The sequence below is a fragment of the Ruegeria sp. BG7 genome (genome assembly GCF_056535685.1).
The window spans coordinates 3,624,430-3,642,857 of record NZ_JBQFIU010000001.1; the positions used below are offsets into that span (position 1 = coordinate 3,624,430).

The 18,428-nt window shown below is 57.1% G+C and carries 12 protein-coding genes, 1 tRNA gene and 4 pseudogenes; 7 read left to right on the plus strand and 10 right to left on the minus strand.

Features of this window, described 5'->3' with window-relative positions; translation table 11 throughout:
• Window positions 1-179: 179 nt before the first annotated feature.
• The gene (locus ACR3EH_RS17945) at window positions 180-1,592 is read left to right on the plus strand and encodes a divergent polysaccharide deacetylase family protein (protein WP_171183359.1); all 1,413 of its coding nucleotides are present in this window, start codon (window positions 180-182) and stop codon (window positions 1,590-1,592) included.
• 58 nt (window positions 1,593-1,650) lie between these two features.
• Here ACR3EH_RS17945 and ACR3EH_RS17950 read toward each other — a convergent pair whose 3' ends face one another.
• The 6 genes and pseudogenes from ACR3EH_RS17950 to fabI form a co-directional block, all read right to left on the minus strand.
• Entirely contained in the window at window positions 1,651-2,697 is a 1,047-nt protein-coding gene (locus ACR3EH_RS17950; protein WP_480634846.1) for an anthranilate synthase component I family protein, read from the minus strand.
• A 3-nt stretch (window positions 2,698-2,700) separates the two neighbouring features.
• Window positions 2,701-3,161, minus strand: a pseudogene (locus tag ACR3EH_RS17955) (anthranilate synthase component I); the annotation flags it as partial.
• Window positions 3,162-3,172: 11 nt separating this feature from the next.
• Window positions 3,173-5,014, minus strand: a complete 1,842-nt coding sequence (locus ACR3EH_RS17960) for a peptidylprolyl isomerase (RefSeq protein WP_480634840.1) — start codon at window positions 5,012-5,014, stop codon at window positions 3,173-3,175.
• 80 nt (window positions 5,015-5,094) lie between these two features.
• A complete protein-coding gene (locus ACR3EH_RS17965) occupies window positions 5,095-6,270 on the minus strand; it encodes an aminotransferase (protein ID WP_171675581.1) in 1,176 nt (391 codons plus the stop codon).
• Between the two features lie 65 nt (window positions 6,271-6,335).
• Window positions 6,336-6,843, minus strand: a pseudogene (gene gpt / locus ACR3EH_RS17970) (xanthine phosphoribosyltransferase).
• Window positions 6,844-6,847: 4 nt separating this feature from the next.
• Window positions 6,848-7,654, minus strand: a complete 807-nt coding sequence (fabI, locus tag ACR3EH_RS17975; RefSeq protein ID WP_171183351.1) for an enoyl-ACP reductase FabI — start codon at window positions 7,652-7,654, stop codon at window positions 6,848-6,850.
• 135 nt (window positions 7,655-7,789) lie between these two features.
• Here fabI and pdxH point away from each other — a divergent pair.
• The 4 genes and pseudogenes from pdxH to ACR3EH_RS17995 all read left to right on the plus strand — a co-directional run bounded on the left by pdxH (window position 7,790) and on the right by ACR3EH_RS17995 (window position 9,635).
• Window positions 7,790-8,391: pseudogene (gene pdxH / locus ACR3EH_RS17980) on the plus strand (pyridoxamine 5'-phosphate oxidase).
• Window positions 8,392-8,533: 142 nt separating this feature from the next.
• Window positions 8,534-9,040 (plus strand): cold-shock protein, encoded by a 507-nt coding sequence (locus tag ACR3EH_RS17985; protein ID WP_174825370.1) that lies wholly within the window; start codon window positions 8,534-8,536, stop codon window positions 9,038-9,040.
• A 7-nt stretch (window positions 9,041-9,047) separates the two neighbouring features.
• On the plus strand, window positions 9,048-9,515 hold the full coding sequence (locus tag ACR3EH_RS17990; RefSeq protein WP_171183349.1) for a DUF192 domain-containing protein: 468 nt from the start codon (window positions 9,048-9,050) through the stop codon (window positions 9,513-9,515).
• Between the two features lie 43 nt (window positions 9,516-9,558).
• Window positions 9,559-9,635, plus strand: a tRNA-Pro gene (locus ACR3EH_RS17995).
• A gap of 11 nt (window positions 9,636-9,646) precedes the next feature.
• On the opposite strand, the gene ACR3EH_RS18000 is transcribed toward ACR3EH_RS17995, so the two are convergent.
• Window positions 9,647-9,862, minus strand: coding sequence for a hypothetical protein (locus ACR3EH_RS18000; RefSeq protein WP_480634841.1), 216 nt, complete (start codon window positions 9,860-9,862; stop codon window positions 9,647-9,649).
• Window positions 9,859-10,080, minus strand: a complete 222-nt coding sequence (locus tag ACR3EH_RS18005; protein WP_480634842.1) for a hypothetical protein — start codon at window positions 10,078-10,080, stop codon at window positions 9,859-9,861. Before ACR3EH_RS18005 ends, ACR3EH_RS18000 begins: the two co-directional genes overlap by 4 nt.
• Before the next feature lie 542 nt (window positions 10,081-10,622).
• On the opposite strand from ACR3EH_RS18005, the gene ACR3EH_RS18010 reads away from it, so the two are divergent.
• Both ACR3EH_RS18010 and ACR3EH_RS18015 read left to right on the plus strand, forming a co-directional pair.
• Window positions 10,623-14,243, plus strand: a complete 3,621-nt coding sequence (locus ACR3EH_RS18010; protein WP_480634843.1) for a vitamin B12-dependent ribonucleotide reductase — start codon at window positions 10,623-10,625, stop codon at window positions 14,241-14,243.
• Window positions 14,244-14,779: 536 nt separating this feature from the next.
• On the plus strand, window positions 14,780-15,025 hold the full coding sequence (locus ACR3EH_RS18015; protein ID WP_171090220.1) for an EF-hand domain-containing protein: 246 nt from the start codon (window positions 14,780-14,782) through the stop codon (window positions 15,023-15,025).
• Between the two features lie 42 nt (window positions 15,026-15,067).
• Here ACR3EH_RS18015 and ACR3EH_RS18020 read toward each other — a convergent pair whose 3' ends face one another.
• The gene (locus tag ACR3EH_RS18020; RefSeq protein WP_480634844.1) at window positions 15,068-16,609 is read right to left on the minus strand and encodes a trimethylamine methyltransferase family protein; all 1,542 of its coding nucleotides are present in this window, start codon (window positions 16,607-16,609) and stop codon (window positions 15,068-15,070) included.
• Between the two features lie 926 nt (window positions 16,610-17,535).
• Window positions 17,536-18,428: pseudogene (locus ACR3EH_RS18025) on the minus strand (pyridoxal phosphate-dependent aminotransferase); the annotation flags it as partial.

Consider the following 18,428-nt stretch of genomic DNA (forward strand, 5'->3'; position numbering starts at 1 on the left):
GGGCATTTCAGGCTGGCGATGCAGCCCCGGGCCACGGTATAATGTCCGCACATACATGCTCAGGCTTGAGCGGCAGCGTCAAGAGGACATACCGTTTCTGACGCGTCCAATTGGCCGAGCGCCACATCAGATGGCGCAGAGCTGGACGAGGCAGAGAAAAGAGGCGAAAGGCAGGAAATATGGGCGGATTTTTCGGGGGAATGGTCGCCGGGGCGATCGTTGTTTTGATCTTGGGTGTGTTCGTGTCGCTCAAGACACCGATGGTCAATACGCCGGTTGTTGTCACCGAAGCACCGGCTCCGGTAATTTCTGAAACACCTGAAGCACCGACTGAGGTGACCGAGGCCGTATCCGATGCCGATGTGGTGGAATTGGCTCCGCATGGGCTGGAAGCCGCCGATGACTCAACCGAGGATCTGGCTGATTTGTCCGGGCTTGAATCATCCTCGGACACGCAACCGGAGGTGGGCGCAGCAGCTGAGGCGGTGGACCAACCCGAGGCTGCGGTTGCGACCGAAGTTTCAGTTGTGACCGAAGCTCCTGCAGCGCCGCCAGAACCCAGCCTGGCGCCTTCGGCTCCGCAGGACGAGGCGGGGCCAGCCGTGATCGACGATACGCCGACCCCTCCTGTAGAGCCTGAGACGACCGAGGTTGCTCTTCTTCAGCCGGAAGAAGATCCGTTGCCGCAAACTGAGGACACAGACGAGGAAAACCCGTTTGAAAGCAGCCCAATCGCCGTGGAAGGGGATGAGGACGTTCTGCCGCGCAAGCTGCCGCGTATCGCTGCGCTGCCGCAGATTGGCGGTGACCAGGAAGCAAGCGCAAGTTCAACGATCGGTAAACGTATCATTCCACTAACCGAACGTGATGATGAACCTGTGGCCGACGAAGCCTCGGCGGAAGAGCCAAAACCGGCGGGCAAGCCGATCGAACGCTATGCGGCCAAATTCGAAAACCCTGAAGCCAAACCTCTCATGTCCATCATCCTGATCGATGACGAGGGCGCGTTTGGGGCTGAGGCGCTTCAGGATTTTCCCTATCCCATCAGTTTTGCCGTGAACCCGTCTGATCCAGATGCTGCAGAAAAGATGGCGCGGCACCGCGCGGCCGGGTTCGAAGTCATGGCTCTGGCTGATTTGCCCGAAGCTGCAACTGCGCAAGACGCTGAGGTTTCGCTGTCCGTCTGGCTTGACACTCTGCCCGAAACCGTTGGCATTCTGGAAGGGGTGGACAGCGGAATTCATGGCAATCGGAAACTGGCCGATCAGGTTGCTGAAATTGCTGCCGGAACAGGTCGTGGCCTGATCACGCAGGACAATGGGTTGAACACTGTGCAGAAGCTGGCAGCCCGCAATGGCACGCCGTCGGGTGTTGTATTCCGTGACATCGACGGTGCGCGTCAGGACCCTAAAGTGATGCGCCGGTTCCTGGATCAGGCGGCGTTCCGCGCCGGACAAGAAGGTGCTGTGGTCATGCTGGGTCGGGTCCGCCCGGAAACGATTTCAGCCCTGCTGCTTTGGGGGTTGGAAGACCGGGGCAGCCGCGTGGCGATGGCCCCGATTTCTGCGGTCATGATGAGACAGGTGCAGTGATCTGCTGAAGCGAGTAACGAAAGGGGCGGCGATCTTTTGATCTGCCGCCCTTTTTCATTTAGCTGTTTCCGCTTCCGGTGAAACGTGCAGCATCTGCCGCAGCGCGCCGGATTGCATTGGATTTATGAACGGTTTCCATGAACTCGGCCTCGGGGTCGCTGTCGTAAACAACACCGCCACCGGCTTGAATATACAGCTTTTGATCTTTCACGATGGCAGTGCGCAGCGCGATACACATATCCATGTCGCCCCCCGCGCTGAAATAGCCTACGCCGCCGCCATAGACGCCGCGTTTTTCCGGCTCCAACTCGTCGATGATCTCCATCGCGCGCACTTTGGGCGCGCCCGAGACGGTGCCCGCAGGCATTCCGGCAAAAAACGCATCCAGCGCGTCTTTATCTTCGGCTAGCTCACCCACCACGTTAGACACAATATGCATCACGTGGCTGTAGCGTTCGATGATGAACTCTTCGGTCGGGCGCACGGTGCCGATTTTGGAAACGCGTCCCGTATCGTTGCGGCCCAGATCCAGCAGCATCAGGTGCTCGGCCAGCTCTTTCTTGTCGGCCAGCAGGTCCAGTTCGTTTGCCTTGTCCTCTTCGGGCGTCGCGCCTCGGGGGCGGGTGCCAGCAATGGGGCGAATGGTGACTTCACTGCCGAACACACGCACCAAAATCTCGGGGCTTGCACCCACGACCTGAAAACCGCCAAAGTTGAAATAGAACATGAAAGGCGACGGGTTGGTGCGCCGCAACGACCGATAGAGCGCAAAGGGCGGCAGCGGAAACTCCTGCGTCCAGCGCTGCGCTGGGACAACCTGGAAAATATCACCTGCGCGGATGTATTCCTTGGCCTTTTCAACCGCCTCCATATAGCCGGACTTGGTAAAGTTCGACACAGGGGGTGCGATTTCACGTGCATCACCCAAATCGCGGGTTTCCGCAGGCATGGCACGCTCCAGATCGCGAACTGCATCCATAACGCGCTCAGCAGCTTGTGCATAGGCAGCCTTGGCGGATTGACCGTCACTGGCCCAAGCCGGTGATACAACGGTCACTTCACCTTTTACGCCATCCAGCACAGCGATGACCGAAGGACGCAACATGATCGCATCGGGCAGGTCCAGAGGGTCCGGATTCACGTCCGGCAGGTATTCCACCAGCCGCACCATGTCATAGCCCAAATACCCGAACAGCCCCGCTGCAGCCTGAGGCAGGTCATCCGGCAGGTCGATGCGGCTTTCGGCCAGCAAAGCGCGGAGGTTGTCCATCGGGTTGCCGTCTTGCGTCGAGAACGCCTCGGATCGAACCGGGCAGAGCGGTTGAGTTCGGATGCTTCACCGCGACACCGCCAGATCAGGTCGGGCTTCATACCAATGATCGAGTAACGGCCACGAACTTCGCCGCCCGTCACGGATTCCAGCATGAACGCATCTTTCTGTGCGCCCGTCAGCTTGAGCATCAGCGACACAGGGGTGTCCAGATCAGCGGCAAGCCGTGTGTAAACCACCTGATTTTCGCCCGCTTCATAAGCGCGCGCGAAGGTGTCGAATTCGGGTGTCAGGGCCATTTCGGTCTCGTTTAAAAACTCGATTGCACGGCATTCAGCGCCTGTTGGTCGACGACCGGACGCGCGCGTGTCTGTGCATCGCGCACATAAGCGTTGAAAATATTCTGTGACAGGGCCTGATTCATCTGAGCGGAAAGGGCTTCACGCAGTTGGCGAAGCTCGTCTGTATCTGCCGGAGGCAGAACTTCATCCAGGCGCACCAGCAACGCTGCGCCGTTTCCACCGATGACACGCAGTTCGCCGGGTTCCATCTGGAACACCTCGTTCATGAAATCTGCTGGAACGTCATCCAGAAACGCCGTGCGTGTCAGGGCATTTTCAACGCGGAAGGGCAGGCCGGTGGTCGTAAAGCCGCCATCTGTTGCCAATTGCGTCAGAACTGCATTCGCCCGATCTTCCAGCGCTTTGTTGGTTTCGGCCTGAAGCCATGCGGCGGCCACTCGATCACGTGCGCTGTCCAGCGGCTCGGGGCGGCGCGGCAACACCTCATTCAGGCGCAGGGCAAAGATCGACCCATCTTCGAGGAATGCGATTTCGGGGAAGTCACCTTCCTGCACGGCTTCGGCTGCAACGCGGAATCCGTCATAGGCGGCGATTTCGTCCGAACTCTCGCGGGTCCAGTCGATCTGACCCAGTTCCATTTCGGTCTCATCCGCCAGTTCTTCCAGTGTGGCTCCGCCAGCCAGCATGTCATTGATATCTTCGGACTGCGCCTCGATCAGGCGGCGGGCGCGTTCGGCTGCAAGCTCTTCGCGCAAGGCCGGTTCAGCTTCTTCGAAAGGCACATTGTTGGCTGCCAGAGAGCCGTTAATCCGGAACAAGGCTGGGCCAAAGACCGAAGGCAGGGGGCCAACAACAGTATCGAGATCTGCTGCAAATACTGCATCTGCTGCCTCGCCCAGATCCTCGCGGGTCACGTCGCCGAGATCGATGTCGTTGAGCTCAAGATCGCGTTCACGAACCAGTTGCTCAAACGTAGTACCGCCAACCTCAAGCTGGGCCTTTGCTTCGCTTGCGGCTTGCTCATCCGGGAAGTTCAGGCGCTCAACCAAGCGCCGTTCCGGCTGGTTGTACTCGTCTGAGCGGTCTTCATAGAGTTTCTGCAGGGCGTCTTGATCCACCTCGACGGTGTCGATCAGCATCGCAGGCGACAGGATCGCGTATGTCAGTTGCTTGGTCCGGGGCAGGGTGAACAGGTCGCCGTTCTCATCATAGTAAGTCTGAATCTGCGCGTCGGTTGGTTCAGCAATTGGGTTTTCCAATGCCTCGGTCCCGACCGTGGCCACAGTAAAGCTGCGTCGCGCGCCAATATAGTCGGTCATCGTATCTGTCAGAGTCGCCGGCATCTCGACCCCGCCCATGATCGCGCCTTGCACAATTGTGCGTGCAGATTCCTTGCGCAGATCCGTTTCAAACTCAGAGTCGGTCATGCCGATCTGTTCAAGTTGAAAGCGATAGGCTTCCCGGTCGAAACTGCCGTCGACGCCCTGAAATGCTGGGATCGCTACGATCTCTTGCTGCAGGTTTTCGTCACCGATTGAAATTCCAAGTTGCCCAACTTCGTTGTCCAGAGCCGCCAGCGCGGTCAGGCGGGCAAGCGCGTTCTGATCCAATCCCAGATCACGCGCCTGCGACATTTGCATCGGTTGGCCAGTCTGCGCTTCCACGGCGCGGATTTCCCGCTGCAATTCGCGCACATACTCATCGACCGAGATGCTTTCATCTCCCACTTGTGCAACGGTTCGAACCGTTCCGCTGAGATTGGTGGCACCGAAGCCTGCGAGGCCCAGCATCAGCAGGCCCATCAGAATCCAGACAAAGGTTTTCGAAAGACTTTTAGCGCCTGCGGCCATGGTGCCCTCTTGTTATTGCGGCAGCGTTCTGCCCTGTCGGTTGCGGCCCTGAATACGACGCACACAGCCGAGGGGCAAGCTTAGAAGGACAGGCCCTGTAACCGGTCGAACAATTGGCCCAATCCAGCACGGTTCAGATTGGCGAATGCTACACGGACTTGCCGTTTTCCGGCGGGGTCGTGATCGGGCATGAACATGGTGCCGGGCAACAGCAGCACGCCTGCTTCTGCCACCAGACGGCGGGCCAGTTCATCCGAAGCCATTTCGAATGGATGTTCAAGATAGGCGAAATAGGCACCAAGCCCCAAAAGACGCCATCCTTGCGCTTCAAGTGCTGGCATCCCGTCCTTGATTGCGGCCCTGCGGTCCAGAATCTCGTCCCGCTCACCTGCCAGCCATTGTGACAGGTTCTGCATCCCCCAAAGGGCTGCGAACTGACCGATCTGACCGGGACAAATGGCAACGGTGTCGAGGAATTTCTCGACTTCCGCCAAAAGCACGCGGCTTGTCGCTATGGCCCCGACCCGGTGGCCTGTCAGGCGATAAGCTTTGGAAAAGGAATAGAGTTGGACCAAGGTCTCATCCCAGTCAGGCTGCTGGAACAGATCGTGTGGTGGACCGCTGCGGCTATCGAAATCGCGATATGTCTCATCGACGATGAGGCGAATTCCAGTGTCACGCGCCAGGTCATAGAAGGCCCGGACCAGATCAGTCGGGTATTCAACACCACCGGGGTTGTTGGGCGTGACCAGGGCGATGGCGCGCGTTTTTTTGGTGATCAGTGCGCCCGCACGATCCGGATCAGGCAGAAGGTCATCTCCTGTTGGCAGGTCAACGGCCTTCACCCCAGCCATGTCCAACCACATTTTATGATTGAAATACCATGGCGTTGGTAGAATCACTTCATCCGCCTCGTCAGTGATTGCCGAGATCACAGCCGAAAAGGCCTGATTGCAGCCCGAAGTGATTGCGGTCTGAGCCGGATCAACCTGTGCTGCGTAATGCGCGCTGATCTGTGCTGCCAGTTCAGTGCGCAGGTCGTCGTTCCCCAAGACCGGCCCATATAAATGCGCGCTGTCTTCCTGCACGGCAAAATCGGCCATGGCCTGACGCAGAGCAAGCGGAGGCGGGTCGACCGGCGCGGCCTGGCTGACATTGATCAGCGGGCGGTCAGCTGGGAAGGTGACACCTTCAACCCAACGGCGCGCCTCCATCACCGGAGGAGGGAAAGTGGCGCTGGTGCGGGTCTGGGTCATGGCGTACCGGTCTATATGCGAGGCTCTGCCTCGCGCTCCGAGGTATTTTTAAACAGAAGAAGGGATCAGTCGGTGCCGCGATATGGCTCGACATATTGAAGTGCCATATCCCAGGGGAAGAAGATCCACGTATCCTGGCTTACTTCGGTGATGAAGGTGTCCACCATAGGGCGGCCCTTGGGTTTGGCATAAACAGTCGCAAAATGTGCGTTGGGGTACATTTTGCGGACCAACTCCAGCGTTTTACCGCTGTCTACCAGTCATCGATGATCAGAATGCCGGTGCCATCGCCCATCAGATCTGCGTCGGGGCTTTCAGAACTTCGGCTTCGCCTTGTTCCTGATGGTGGTACGACCGCACGCTGATCGTGTCGACTGTGCGGATGTCAAGCTCTCGGCTCACAATCATCGCAGGGGCCATGCCGCCGCGCGTAATGGCTACAACGGCGCGCCAGGCACCATCGTCTGGGCCTTGTCCATCAAGACGCCAGGCCAACGCGCGCGAATCGCGATGGATCTGGTCCCAGCTGATGTGAAATCCTTTTTCGTGGGGCAGGCGGTCTTTGGCGCTCATGATCTTAGCCCTTTTCCACGTCAGGTGCATCGACGGCCTTCATGCCGACAATGTGATAACCCGAATCTACGTGCAGATTTTCTCCGGTCACGCCGCTGGACAGATCAGACAGCAAGTAGAGTGCTGATTTGCCCACATCATCGATGGTCACGTTGCGGCGCAGGGGCGAGTTATATTCGTTCCACTTCATGATATAGCGGAAATCGCCGATGCCGCTGGCGGCCAGGGTCTTGATCGGACCGGCTGAGATCGAGTTCACTCGGATACCGTCCTTGCCCAGATCCTCGGCCAGATATTTGACCGACGCCTCAAGCGCGGCTTTGGCGACGCCCATTACATTATAATGAGGCATGACCTGTTCGGCGCCATAATAGGTCAGGGTGATTGCACTGCCGCCTTCGCCCATCATTTTTTCGGCGCGTTGCATCACGGCGGTGAAGGAATAAACCGACACGTCCATTGTCAGCTTGAAATTCGCCCGGCTGGTATCGACATAGCGACCGCGCAGTTCGTTCTTGTCGGAAAAGCCGATGGCATGAACGATAAAGTCTAGTTTGCCCCATTTCTCTTCCAGCGCAGTGAACAGCGCATCAACGGATACCTCATCGCTCACGTCACATGGCAGGACGATTTCGCTACCCAATTGCGCTGCAAGCGGGTCGACGCGCTTTTTCAAAGCGTCGCCCTGGTAGGAAAAAGCAAGTTCGGCCCCGGCTTCGGACAAGGCGCGGGCGATTCCCCATGCGATTGATTTGTCATTGGCCAGTCCCATGATGAGGCCGCGTTTGCCGGCCATCAACTGATTTGACATGTGTGGTTCTCCGCCTGTCTTCGCGATGTGTTGAGTTGGTTTATGCCATTGGTAGCGTTGCATCAAGGCCGTGCGCTCTTGCCCGCAGCGGGTTCTCGCCTTAGGTTCGTCGTTAACACTTTCCAGGGGATGGAAATGACCGAGCGTGATGGCATCTTTGCTGGCTCCGATCCGTTTGAAATAGCGGGTCGGTGGTTGAGTGAGGCTGAAAAGACAGAATTGAACGACCCTAATGCGATTGCGCTGGCAACCGTCGACCCAGATGGAATGCCAAACGCGCGTATGGTACTGCTGAAGGAGATCGAAGCAGATCGTTTGTGTTCTATACGAACTACGAAAGCGCAAAAGCGGCCGAATTGGATGCAGCCGGAAAAGCTGCATTTGTCATGCATTGGAAATCTTTGCGGCGACAATTGCGTGTTCGTGGTACAATCACCCGCGAAAATGGGCCTCAGGCGGATGAATATTACGCATCGAGGTCGCTGAAGAGCCGTTTGGGGGCCTGGGCGTCGAAGCAATCTCAACCCCTATCAAGCCGTACAGCCTTGATGGCTGAGGTGGCCAAGGTGACTGCTAAGCTGGGTCCGATCCCCCGCCCACCGTTTTGGGGCGGGTATAGATTGACGCCAACTGAAATTGAATTCTGGGCTGACGGGGCATTCCGTCTACATGATCGGTTCAGATGGAAACGCGCAGAGCCGGGATTGGCATGGCATGTGGAAAGGTTGAATCCATGACGTTCACGTGTCGTGAAATGCAACAGGCAGAAAATAAACAATTTTTTCGGCTTGAATTTACCTGTCATTCCCATAAACAACAAACCCTTAACGAACGGCTAAAACTCGCGATGGGAATACCGTGCCAGAAGATATGAACAACATGTATCGCGTTCGTGGACACGTGAAATGGTTCGACCCTGCCAAGGGGTACGGATTTGTTGTGTCCGACGATGGCGGCCCGGATATCCTGTTGCACGTGAACGTCTTGCGTAACTTTGGCCAGAGCTCGGTCGCAGATGGCGCTGGGATCGAGATCATGACGCACCGCACGGATCGGGGCGTTCAGGCCGTCGAAGTGGTCGCGATTGATCCTCCGGCGCGGACCGACTCGATGATGCTGGCCGATTTTGCCGAGTTGGATCCAGTGACGATCGCCGAGGCACCATTGGAAGCCGCGCGCGTAAAGTGGTTCGACAAGGGTAAAGGCTTTGGTTTTGCCAACGTCTTTGGCCGTGGCGAAGACGTTTTTCTCCATATCGAAGTGCTGCGCCGTTCCGGTCTTGCTGATCTGCAACCGGGCGAAGCGCTGGCAATGCGAGTGATCGATGGCAAACGGGGCCGGATGGCGGCTCAGGTGTTGGCCTGGGAAGCCGCACTGGACGGCTGACGTTTTCATGAAACGGTTTCTGACGCTTCTGCCCCTGTTCCTAGTGCTTTGGACGGGTGGGGCGTTTGCAGCGTGCAGCGCTGATCGTGTTACCTTGCGAAATGACTACGCAACGGTGCGTTTTGACGTCGAACTTGCCGTTACACCTCAGGAACGCTCCCAAGGGTTGATGTTTCGCGAAACGCTCCCGAATCGATCAGGTATGCTGTTTGTGTTTGACCCGCCTCAACGTGTCGCGTTCTGGATGAAGAACACTTTGATTCCCCTGGACATGATTTTTCTGGATCGCACAGGCTTGGTAACGCGCGTGCATGAGGGGGCGATTCCTGGCGATCTGACCCCAATCGAAGGCGGAGATTCCGTTTTTGCAGTGCTGGAAATCAACGCCGGATTGTCGGCGCGCTATTCCATTACGCCCGGCACACAGATGCAGCACGAAATTTTTTCGTCAGGTCCTGCAATTTGGCCCTGTTAGGGCTTTTCAAATCAGATTGGCATCGTTAGGAAGGCGCACGGTCCGGGGCGTGGCGCAGTCTGGTAGCGCACCTGTTTTGGGTACAGGGGGTCGTAGGTTCGAATCCTGCCGCCCCGACCACTTCCACTCAATCATGAGGGCGAACCGCCCATTGCTTGGAACAGCCGGCTGATCGACTGATCCAGCTCGGTGCTGTCCAATGGCACTTCGACCACAGAACCGGTTCTCTGCGGGACTTTGAAGAACACGTTTGCATCTATGCGGTAACCGTCAGCGTTCTTGCTTGATGTCAGGCGCATAACGCTTTGTGGCAGGTCCTGAGGATTGCCGTCGTAATTCAGAATCAAATAGGCAGATGCCTCTGCGGGCAGAAACTCGCGGCATTCAAATGTTTGGCCGCTGGTTCTTTCAAAAGATTCCCCGGACCGGAACAACTGGTTTCAAAAACATCAAACAGTCTTTGCGGATACGTTTCGAACTGGGCGCTGCGTGACGCATCGGGCACATCTTGTGGTGCGCAGGCCACGATACAGGCCAAGAACGGAATAAAGGTGAACAGCTTCATACCTTTGGACCTTTTCACAATTGAACGAACGGGCCGCGATCAAATTCGAACGCCTCAGAACAGAACCAGATGATTCCCGATCAGCCTAGACGTTGTCGCATTGGTTGATCAAATGCAGATAACTATGCTGGCAAAAACGGGAATTCGATTTGAGACTTTGAGGTTTCGGCGAAAATTTGCCGTGGATGATCCTGTGGAGGAATCGCGCACCGTTGGGTCACATTCTTGAAACGTCGTCAGGTCAACAAAAAAGATTTCAAAAAAGGCGGAAAAAGGGCGTTGACCTTATATGTGTTCATACGCCAAATTGTATGAGCCGAAGAGATTGCCACAATATCTGGTGTTGAAGCTGGAAGAGGCAGCAGGCGAGGGTCGGAAAGCACATCTAATTTAAGTGCGCCGTTTTTGCGGTTTTTCCGCTGTCTTTGACAGCGAAGGATGCCCTTGTCCGTATAACTCTGGGCGTTGTGGGCGGCACCCTGCAACACAACATTTGGTGCCGGGAACTGAAAATTGGGCGGAATTTAACCAGGGCTGCGGACATGAAGATTGACAGAAAATTCACCAAACCAGATCAGGATGCCTACTCGGACCTTGATTTCGTGTCTGCAACGTCTGAAATCCGTAACCCGGATGGAACGATTGTATTCCGCCTGGATAACATTGAAGTACCCGCAAGCTGGTCGCAGGTGGCAAGCGACGTGATCGCTCAGAAATACTTCCGCAAGGCAGGCGTTCCCAGCAAGCTGAAGAAGGTCAAAGAAAAAGACGTTCCAGAATTCCTGTGGCGTTCGGTCCCTGCCGAAGGCGCTGAATTTGACGGAGAAACCTCGTCCAAGCAGGTGTTCGATCGTCTGGCGGGTGCATGGGCCTATTGGGGCTGGAAGGGCGGATACTTCTCGGATGAAGAAGACGCGCGTGCCTATTTTGACGAGATGCGCTATATGCTGGCGACCCAGCGCGCCGCACCGAACAGTCCTCAGTGGTTCAACACAGGTCTGCACTGGGCCTATGGAATCGACGGACCGGCGCAGGGGCACCACTATGTCGATTACAAAACCGGCAAACTGACCAAATCGAAATCCGCGTACGAGCATCCGCAGCCGCACGCGTGTTTCATCCAGTCCGTTGATGATGATCTGGTGAACGAAGGCGGCATCATGGATCTGTGGGTGCGCGAGGCGCGCCTGTTCAAATACGGCTCGGGTACCGGGACCAACTTCAGCCATCTGCGCGCAGAGGGCGAGGCGTTGTCGGGTGGCGGCAAATCTTCGGGCCTGATGGGCTTTCTCAAAATCGGCGACCGCGCTGCTGGCGCGATCAAATCAGGCGGGACAACCCGTCGAGCAGCAAAGATGGTGATCGTCGATGCGGATCACCCGGACATCGAGCAATTCATCGAATGGAAGGTGATCGAAGAGCAGAAAGTGGCCTCGATCGTTGCCGGATCGAAGATGCACGAAAAGATGCTGAACGGCATTTTCGAGGCCATCCGTTCGTGGGACGGCTCGGCAGATGATGCTTATGATCCAAACGCGAACGACGCGTTGAAAAAGGCAGTGCGCGAAGCGAAAAAAATAGCGATCCCAGAGACTTACATCAAACGCGTTCTGGATTATGCCAAGCAGGGTCACGACAGCATCGAATTCCCGACCTACGATACGGACTGGGATTCGGAAGCCTACAGCTCGGTCTCAGGCCAGAACTCGAACAACTCGATCCGCGTCACCAATGCGTTCCTGACCGCTGTCGAAAAGGACGCCGATTGGGAACTGATCAACCGCACCGACGGCAAGGTCGCCCGAACAGTCAAAGCGCGCGATCTGTGGGAAAAGGTCGGTCACGCCGCATGGGCATGCGCCGATCCGGGCATCCAGTTTCACGACACAGTAAACGAATGGCACACATGCCCCAATGATGGCGAGATTCGCGGCTCGAACCCGTGCTCGGAATATATGTTCCTTGATGACACGGCCTGTAACCTGGCGTCGATGAACTTGCTGACCTTCCTCAAGGATGGTGAGTTCCAGGCGGCGGACTATATGCACGCCTCGCGTCTGTGGACCCTGACACTGGAAATCTCGGTAACAATGGCGCAGTTCCCGTCGAAAGAGATTGCGCAACTGTCCTATGACTTCCGCACCTTGGGTCTGGGCTATGCCAATATCGGCGGTCTGCTGATGAACATGGGCTACAGCTACGACTCGGACGAGGGCCGGGCCATCTGTGGCGCACTGACTGCGATCATGACTGGTGTGGCCTATGCAACGTCGGCTGAGATCGCCGGAGAACTGGGCGCCTTCAAAGGTTACGAGCGCAACGCTGATCACATGCTGCGCGTCATCCGCAACCACCGCCGTGCGTCGCAGGGTGTAACCGAGGGCTATGAGAAACTGGCGGTCAAGCCGGTGCCTCTGGACCACGGCAACTGCCCGGACAAGCGTCTGATCGATCTGGCCATGTCCGCTTGGGACGAGGCGCTGAGCCTGGGTGAGAAAAACGGCTATCGCAACGCGCAGGCCACCGTGATCGCGCCCACCGGCACCATCGGTCTGGTGATGGACTGTGACACCACCGGGATCGAGCCGGACTTTGCTCTGGTCAAATTCAAGAAGCTGGCCGGTGGCGGTTACTTCAAAATCATCAACCGCTCGGTGCCGTCGGCGCTGGAGAAGCTGGGTTATTCCTCATCTCAGATCGAAGAGATCGTGGGCTACGCGGTTGGTCACGGCACCATTGGCAACGCGCCGGGGATCAACCACACCTCGCTGACCGGTCACGGCTTTGGCCCCAATGAACTAGCGAAAGTGGATGCTGCACTGGAAAGCGCCTTTGACATCCGCTTTGTCTTTAACCAATGGACACTGGGCGAGGATTTCTGTACCGGCGTTCTGGGCATCCCGGCGACCAAGCTGAATGACCCGACTTTTGATCTGCTGCGCCATCTGGGCTTTACCCGCGCGGATATCGATGCAGCCAACGACCACGTTTGCGGAACCATGACGCTGGAAGGCGCGCCGCATCTGAAGGAAGAGCACTATTCGATCTTCGACTGCGCCAACCCGTGTGGCAAGAAAGGCAAGCGTTTCCTTGGGGTTGATAGTCACATCACCATGATGGCAGCCGCGCAGAGCTTCATCTCGGGCGCGATCTCGAAGACGATCAATATGCCGAATGATGCAACCATTGAGGATTGCCAGAAGGCATACGAGCTCAGCTGGTCTCTGGGTGTGAAAGCCAACGCACTCTATCGTGATGGCTCGAAACTGTCGCAGCCTCTGGCCGCGGCGCTGGTCGAGGATGACGACGAGGCGGCTGAAGTGCTGGAAAGCGGTTCGACGCAGGAAAAAGCTGTCGTTCTGGCCGAGAAAGTGATCGAGAAGGTCGTGGTCAAGGAAATGATCCGCAGCCACCGCGAGAAACTGCCGCATCGCCGCAAGGGCTATACCCAAAAGGCGATCGTGGGCGGCCATAAGGTTTACTTGCGCACTGGTGAGTTCGAAGACGGCAAGTTGGGTGAGATCTTCATCGACATGCACAAGGAAGGCGCTGGCTTCCGTGCGATGATGAATAACTTCGCCATTGCCGTGTCGGTCGGTCTGCAATACGGCGTGCCGCTGGAAGAGTTTGTCGATGCCTTCACCTTCACCAAGTTCGAACCGGCAGGGATGGTGCAGGGCAACGATCTGATCAAGAACGCAACGTCGATCCTGGATTACATCTTCCGCGAATTGGCCGTGTCCTACCTGGACCGCACCGATCTGGCGCATGTGAAACCCGAAGGCGCGACCTTTGACGATCTGGGTCGAGGCGAAGAAGAAGGTGTTTCCAACATCTCTGAGATCAGTGAAAGTGCTGCGTCCAAGTCATTGGAAGTGCTGAAACAAATCAGCTCGACCGGTTATCTGCGCAAGCGTCTGCCTCAGGATCTGGCAGTGTTCAATGCTGGTCAGGCTGAGCTGAACGGGATGGCTGAAACAGCGGCTGCATTCGAAGCACCTGTGGCTGAAACTGCAGTGGCAACCGGCATGGACGCCCGCACCAAAGCAAAGATGCAAGGCTATGAGGGCGACCCGTGCGGTGAATGCGGAAACTACACGCTGGTGCGCAACGGTACCTGCATGAAATGCAACACCTGCGGCGCGACAAGCGGGTGTAGCTAGGCTTAACGCCCCGGCACCCGGGGCGTAGGGTCGGACGCTGCCCTTGGTTACCGACCCCGACGAATACGGAGAAAGGCACTGAGACTTACCAAGTTTGCCTTTTTCCACTCGGCCGACATGCCCGTGTTGGCCGGGAACAGGGTGGGGCGGAATATTTGCTCCCTCCCACTCTTTCACGGGGCGGGTGCGCTCGCCCCATGCGCAGTCCAGGCCGCAGGCAAAAAAACACCGGGCGGTCAACGACATGAGCCTGGAAGGCGAAACTGACAGGGGGCTTCGGCCCCCTTTCTTTTTGTGCCGGGCTGCTTGCGTAAGCGTGGTTCTGCCGGATTACCTAGGATCCGTCGGGCAAGACCTGCCGAAACGGGTCAGGCGAAATTTTGCCCGGCGGCGCGTTGCGCGCCCGACTCGGCTAAACACGCAAGGATTGGCGCGAATCTCTGGATTTCGCGCAATACGGGTGACGCACTGAGGTGTTGCGGTGTTTCTGGGACCTGTCCGGACGAAAGATAATCAACCTATCAGGAGGCACCAAAATGAAACCGCAGTATTTGATTGGGATTTCCATCGCTGCTTTGACCTTGCCGGGTCTCGTATCGGCGCAATCGACGGCAGATGCCAATGGTGATGGCGTTCTGACGATTGAAGAAGTGCAGGTGGTAGCACCAAGCGTGGATGCCGACACCTTCTCGGCCATGGATGCAAATGGCGACGGCGCGTTGGACGCAGATGAAGTGGCCGTTGCACAGGAAGCCGGTTTGCTTCCGCCAAGTGACGGATAAACGTAAGGGCGGCCCGATCATCATCGGGCCGCCTGTTTCCTGTTATCCGGGCAGGTGAATTTTGAACTTTTCGCGCAATTCCATGTCCAGCATCGGATCGAATCTGGCCTCGGATGGCGCGGATAGAATTTCTTTTCGGGCTATGGCTTTGTCGATCAGATCCGGTTTGCCCAGTTCAACCCATTCTTTTGGCGAAGACCGGTCGCCGAAAACCGGGTAGACATAGTCAGCTTGCATCCGGCTGAGCGTAGCTTCCGTTCCAAGATAGTGACCGGGACCGCCTATGCAGACCTCGGCCATCTGGTCTAGCGCGAGGGTATCATCTGTCACCTCGATCCCGCGTACACAGCGTTGGGCCTGACCGATCAGATCATCACTGAGGATCAGGCTTTCGAAACAGAAACCCAGCAACGAGGCGTGCATGCCCGCCGCTTCGTACACCATGTTCAGACCGGACAGACCCGCCATCACGTTTGAACACATCTGTTCCCAACCGGCCTGCATGTCGGGAAGTTTCGAATCCGATGCCCCTGCGGCCGCACCGCCGGGCAGGTCGTAGAACCGGTGCATCTGTGCGCATCCAGCCGTCAGAAGGGCCTGTTCTCCAGACCCGATGGACATCGCGCCTGTCCGTAGGTCCAGACCAAAGGGCCAAGTGCCAAAAACGGCTGGTGCTCCGGGACTTACGGCGTTTACGTAAACCAAACCAGCAAGGCATTCGGCGGTTGCCTGAGTGATAGCTCCGGCTATTGTCGAGGGCGCGGTGGCACCGGCCATCCCAGCCGAGAGCAGCAGAACAGGCATTCCGGCCTTGATGCATTCCTCCATCACTTCGCAGCTTTCCGTTGCGAATTTCATTGGCGGAACCACAAAGCAGTTCGAATTCGATACAAAAGGCCGCTCGCGGTACTTATCCTCACCACCCGCGATCATATAGATCATCTCCATCGCGGGCGCGACGTGGCTGGGTTCCGTGAACGAGGTTCCGATGTGTTTGAAAGTGCCGGAACAGCTGGCGTAGATCGTGTTCAGGTCCATTTCCAGATTGTCCGCGATGTCGCGGCAGACCATAGGGCGTTGAACAAAGTGAATGTTATCAAGTTGTTGACAGATTCGCGCGGCATCGTGCAGGTCCTGCACAGTTGAATCGCGGTATTCCCGTCCGTGTACGTCGACCATAGACACGGCAGCGCCCGCAGTGCCGTAATGAACCTTGGTTCCCATCAGCTCGAGATCGGTTTTCCCGTCGCGACTGTAGAGTGTGACCGAGCGGTTTGCTTTGGCGATTGTATCTTCGACCAGCGCACGCGGAAACCGGATACGTCCGTCGTCGCCAAGGGTGCAGCCGGCGCCCACAAGGTAGTCGATGCCGCTTTGCGGGGCATCCGCCAGCCCAATGGTTTCAAGCGCGGTCAGGGCGGCCTCATGAATGCGTTCAATCTGTGCCTGCGTCAGAACATTCAGAACGCCGCCTTCCATTCCGGGGCGTATAGGGCGCAAATGGTCAGGCAGGGCTGAGGCTCGGGCGGCGCGGCGGGCAGCGCGGCCACCGCTGCGTGAGGTGTTGCGGGATTGGTCGTTCATTTCAAAATCCGGTCGTTGTGTGATGCGTTGGGGTGAGGGTAATCCCCTTACGGTCGCCCCGCGCGGCGGCCACGATCCGCACCGATGGTGCGGCTAACCAGGCTGATCTTCCAATCGTGATCTGTCATGTGGCCTCTCAACAACTTCTCAATGCTTTCCAAAATGCTGCGACACAATCTGTCCTGTTTACGACCTTTGTTGGAATTTGCTGACGATTGTGCCGGTAATCTGCCGAGTGGAAGAGTGTTGGTTAGATTTTCTCCCGTTTTGGAAGAATTCTGTTATACTGCATTCACTTACTTTTGAGCGTTACGCTCCTGAAATTGAATTCTGAAGGAGTGGATCACAGATTAGAATTCGTTTGCGTCTTTGGATCGAAACAAGAGCGACATAGCTTTGAACCCGTGTGCAAAATCTCTTTCTGTCCTGTTTGCTGCGACCTTCATCGCAAGCGCAAGCCCGGTATTTGCTGAGGACTGGACAGGTGGGTATGTCGGCCTCAGCTTTGGATATGCAGATGCGGACGGACCGGGGGGTGCCAGCGGTGACGATACCGTTTTTGGGGCGCATATCGGGTATGATCAGGACTTTGGCAACTTTGTGCTGGGGGCGAGTTTGAATACAACCGCCTCTCTGGATTTAGGGTCAACCCAGGGTAGCCTGGACAGCATGACTCGTCTGAAGCTGCGCGGTGGATACGATTTCGGCAGCGCTCTTGGGTATGTGGTTGTCGGCGCGCGCGCGCCGAAACCTCGGTCGATAACGACACAGCAGCCGTTTACGGCATTGGCGTTGCCTATCCGATCGGCGAGAATTTTGTTATCAGCGGCGAGGCGCTGCGACAGGATTTCGACGATGTCACCCGTTCCAATGGCCGTCTGGATTCCAACGTTTTCAACCTGCGCACCACGTTCCGCTTTTGAACTCTATTCAGCCGCGTGGCGCTTTGCGAGCTGTTCGGCAAATGAACATAGCGTTCTCATGGCACTCGCAAAACGATCATCATCAACCGTCATGGCCACCCGAATGTGCCCAGCGGCGGCCGCCCCAAAGCTTTCGCCCGGCATGACGGCAATGGCGTGCGATCGAGCAGAGCGTTGGCAAACCCTTCCCTGACAATCCGGTCTTGCGCACGTCCAGCATCAGGTACATCGCACCTTGCGCCGGCACCAGGCCAACGGTGTCCTGCGTCTGAAGTATCTTCATCGCCATCGACCGCCGTCGGCGGAACGGGGCGGCGATCTTCTCCTCCAACTCGGACCCTGCGGCCAGCGCAAAACTAGACGCGTCCTGAATGAAGCCCGGCACACCGTAGGTCGTGGGTGGCCAGGTTGATCAGATGGGCGATGACCTCTTCGGGACCGACGATCCAGCCACAACGCGACCCCGTCATGGCATGGGATTTGGACATGGACCCTACAACCAGCGTCCGTTCCTTCATGCCGGGCAGCGCGCGGCGACAGGTGTTCGCCTTCCCAGACTGCGTGTGTCATAGACCTCATCTGAAATCAGCCAAAGTCCACGCCGTTGGCAAACTTCTGCAACCGCTTCAAGTGACTGACGGGAATAGACAACTCCGGTCGGATTGTTGGGTGTATTGATCAAAAGCGAAACGGCACCGTCAGCGGCAGAATCAATCCTTTCGGCGCTGGGTTGAAAGGCATCTTCCACCGCGGTCTGAACCGCGCGGGCAACCGCTCCGACCCCGCGAATCGTGCCCGGGTACGTGGCGTAGTAGGGATCGAGGAACAGGCCTACATCGCCCGGATCACAGACAGCCATATGGGCTGCAAACAAGGCTGATTGCCCACCGGGGTGA

Coding starts and splice junctions, on each gene's coding strand:
- fabI (WP_171183351.1), bottom strand. CDS start 7,654: ATGTCAAATCAGTTGATGGCCGGCAAACGCGGCCTCATCATGGGACTG.
- ACR3EH_RS18010 (WP_480634843.1), top strand. CDS start 10,623: ATGAAGATTGACAGAAAATTCACCAAACCAGATCAGGATGCCTACTCG.
- ACR3EH_RS18015 (WP_171090220.1), top strand. CDS start 14,780: ATGAAACCGCAGTATTTGATTGGGATTTCCATCGCTGCTTTGACCTTG.
- ACR3EH_RS18005 (WP_480634842.1), bottom strand. CDS start 10,080: ATGAAGCTGTTCACCTTTATTCCGTTCTTGGCCTGTATCGTGGCCTGC.
- ACR3EH_RS17985 (WP_174825370.1), top strand. CDS start 8,534: ATGTATCGCGTTCGTGGACACGTGAAATGGTTCGACCCTGCCAAGGGG.
- ACR3EH_RS17960 (WP_480634840.1), bottom strand. CDS start 5,014: ATGGCCGCAGGCGCTAAAAGTCTTTCGAAAACCTTTGTCTGGATTCTG.
- ACR3EH_RS17990 (WP_171183349.1), top strand. CDS start 9,048: ATGAAACGGTTTCTGACGCTTCTGCCCCTGTTCCTAGTGCTTTGGACG.
- ACR3EH_RS17965 (WP_171675581.1), bottom strand. CDS start 6,270: ATGACCCAGACCCGCACCAGCGCCACTTTCCCTCCTCCGGTGATGGAG.
- ACR3EH_RS17945 (WP_171183359.1), top strand. CDS start 180: ATGGGCGGATTTTTCGGGGGAATGGTCGCCGGGGCGATCGTTGTTTTG.
- ACR3EH_RS17950 (WP_480634846.1), bottom strand. CDS start 2,697: ATGTTGCGTCCTTCGGTCATCGCTGTGCTGGATGGCGTAAAAGGTGAA.
- ACR3EH_RS18020 (WP_480634844.1), bottom strand. CDS start 16,609: ATGAACGACCAATCCCGCAACACCTCACGCAGCGGTGGCCGCGCTGCC.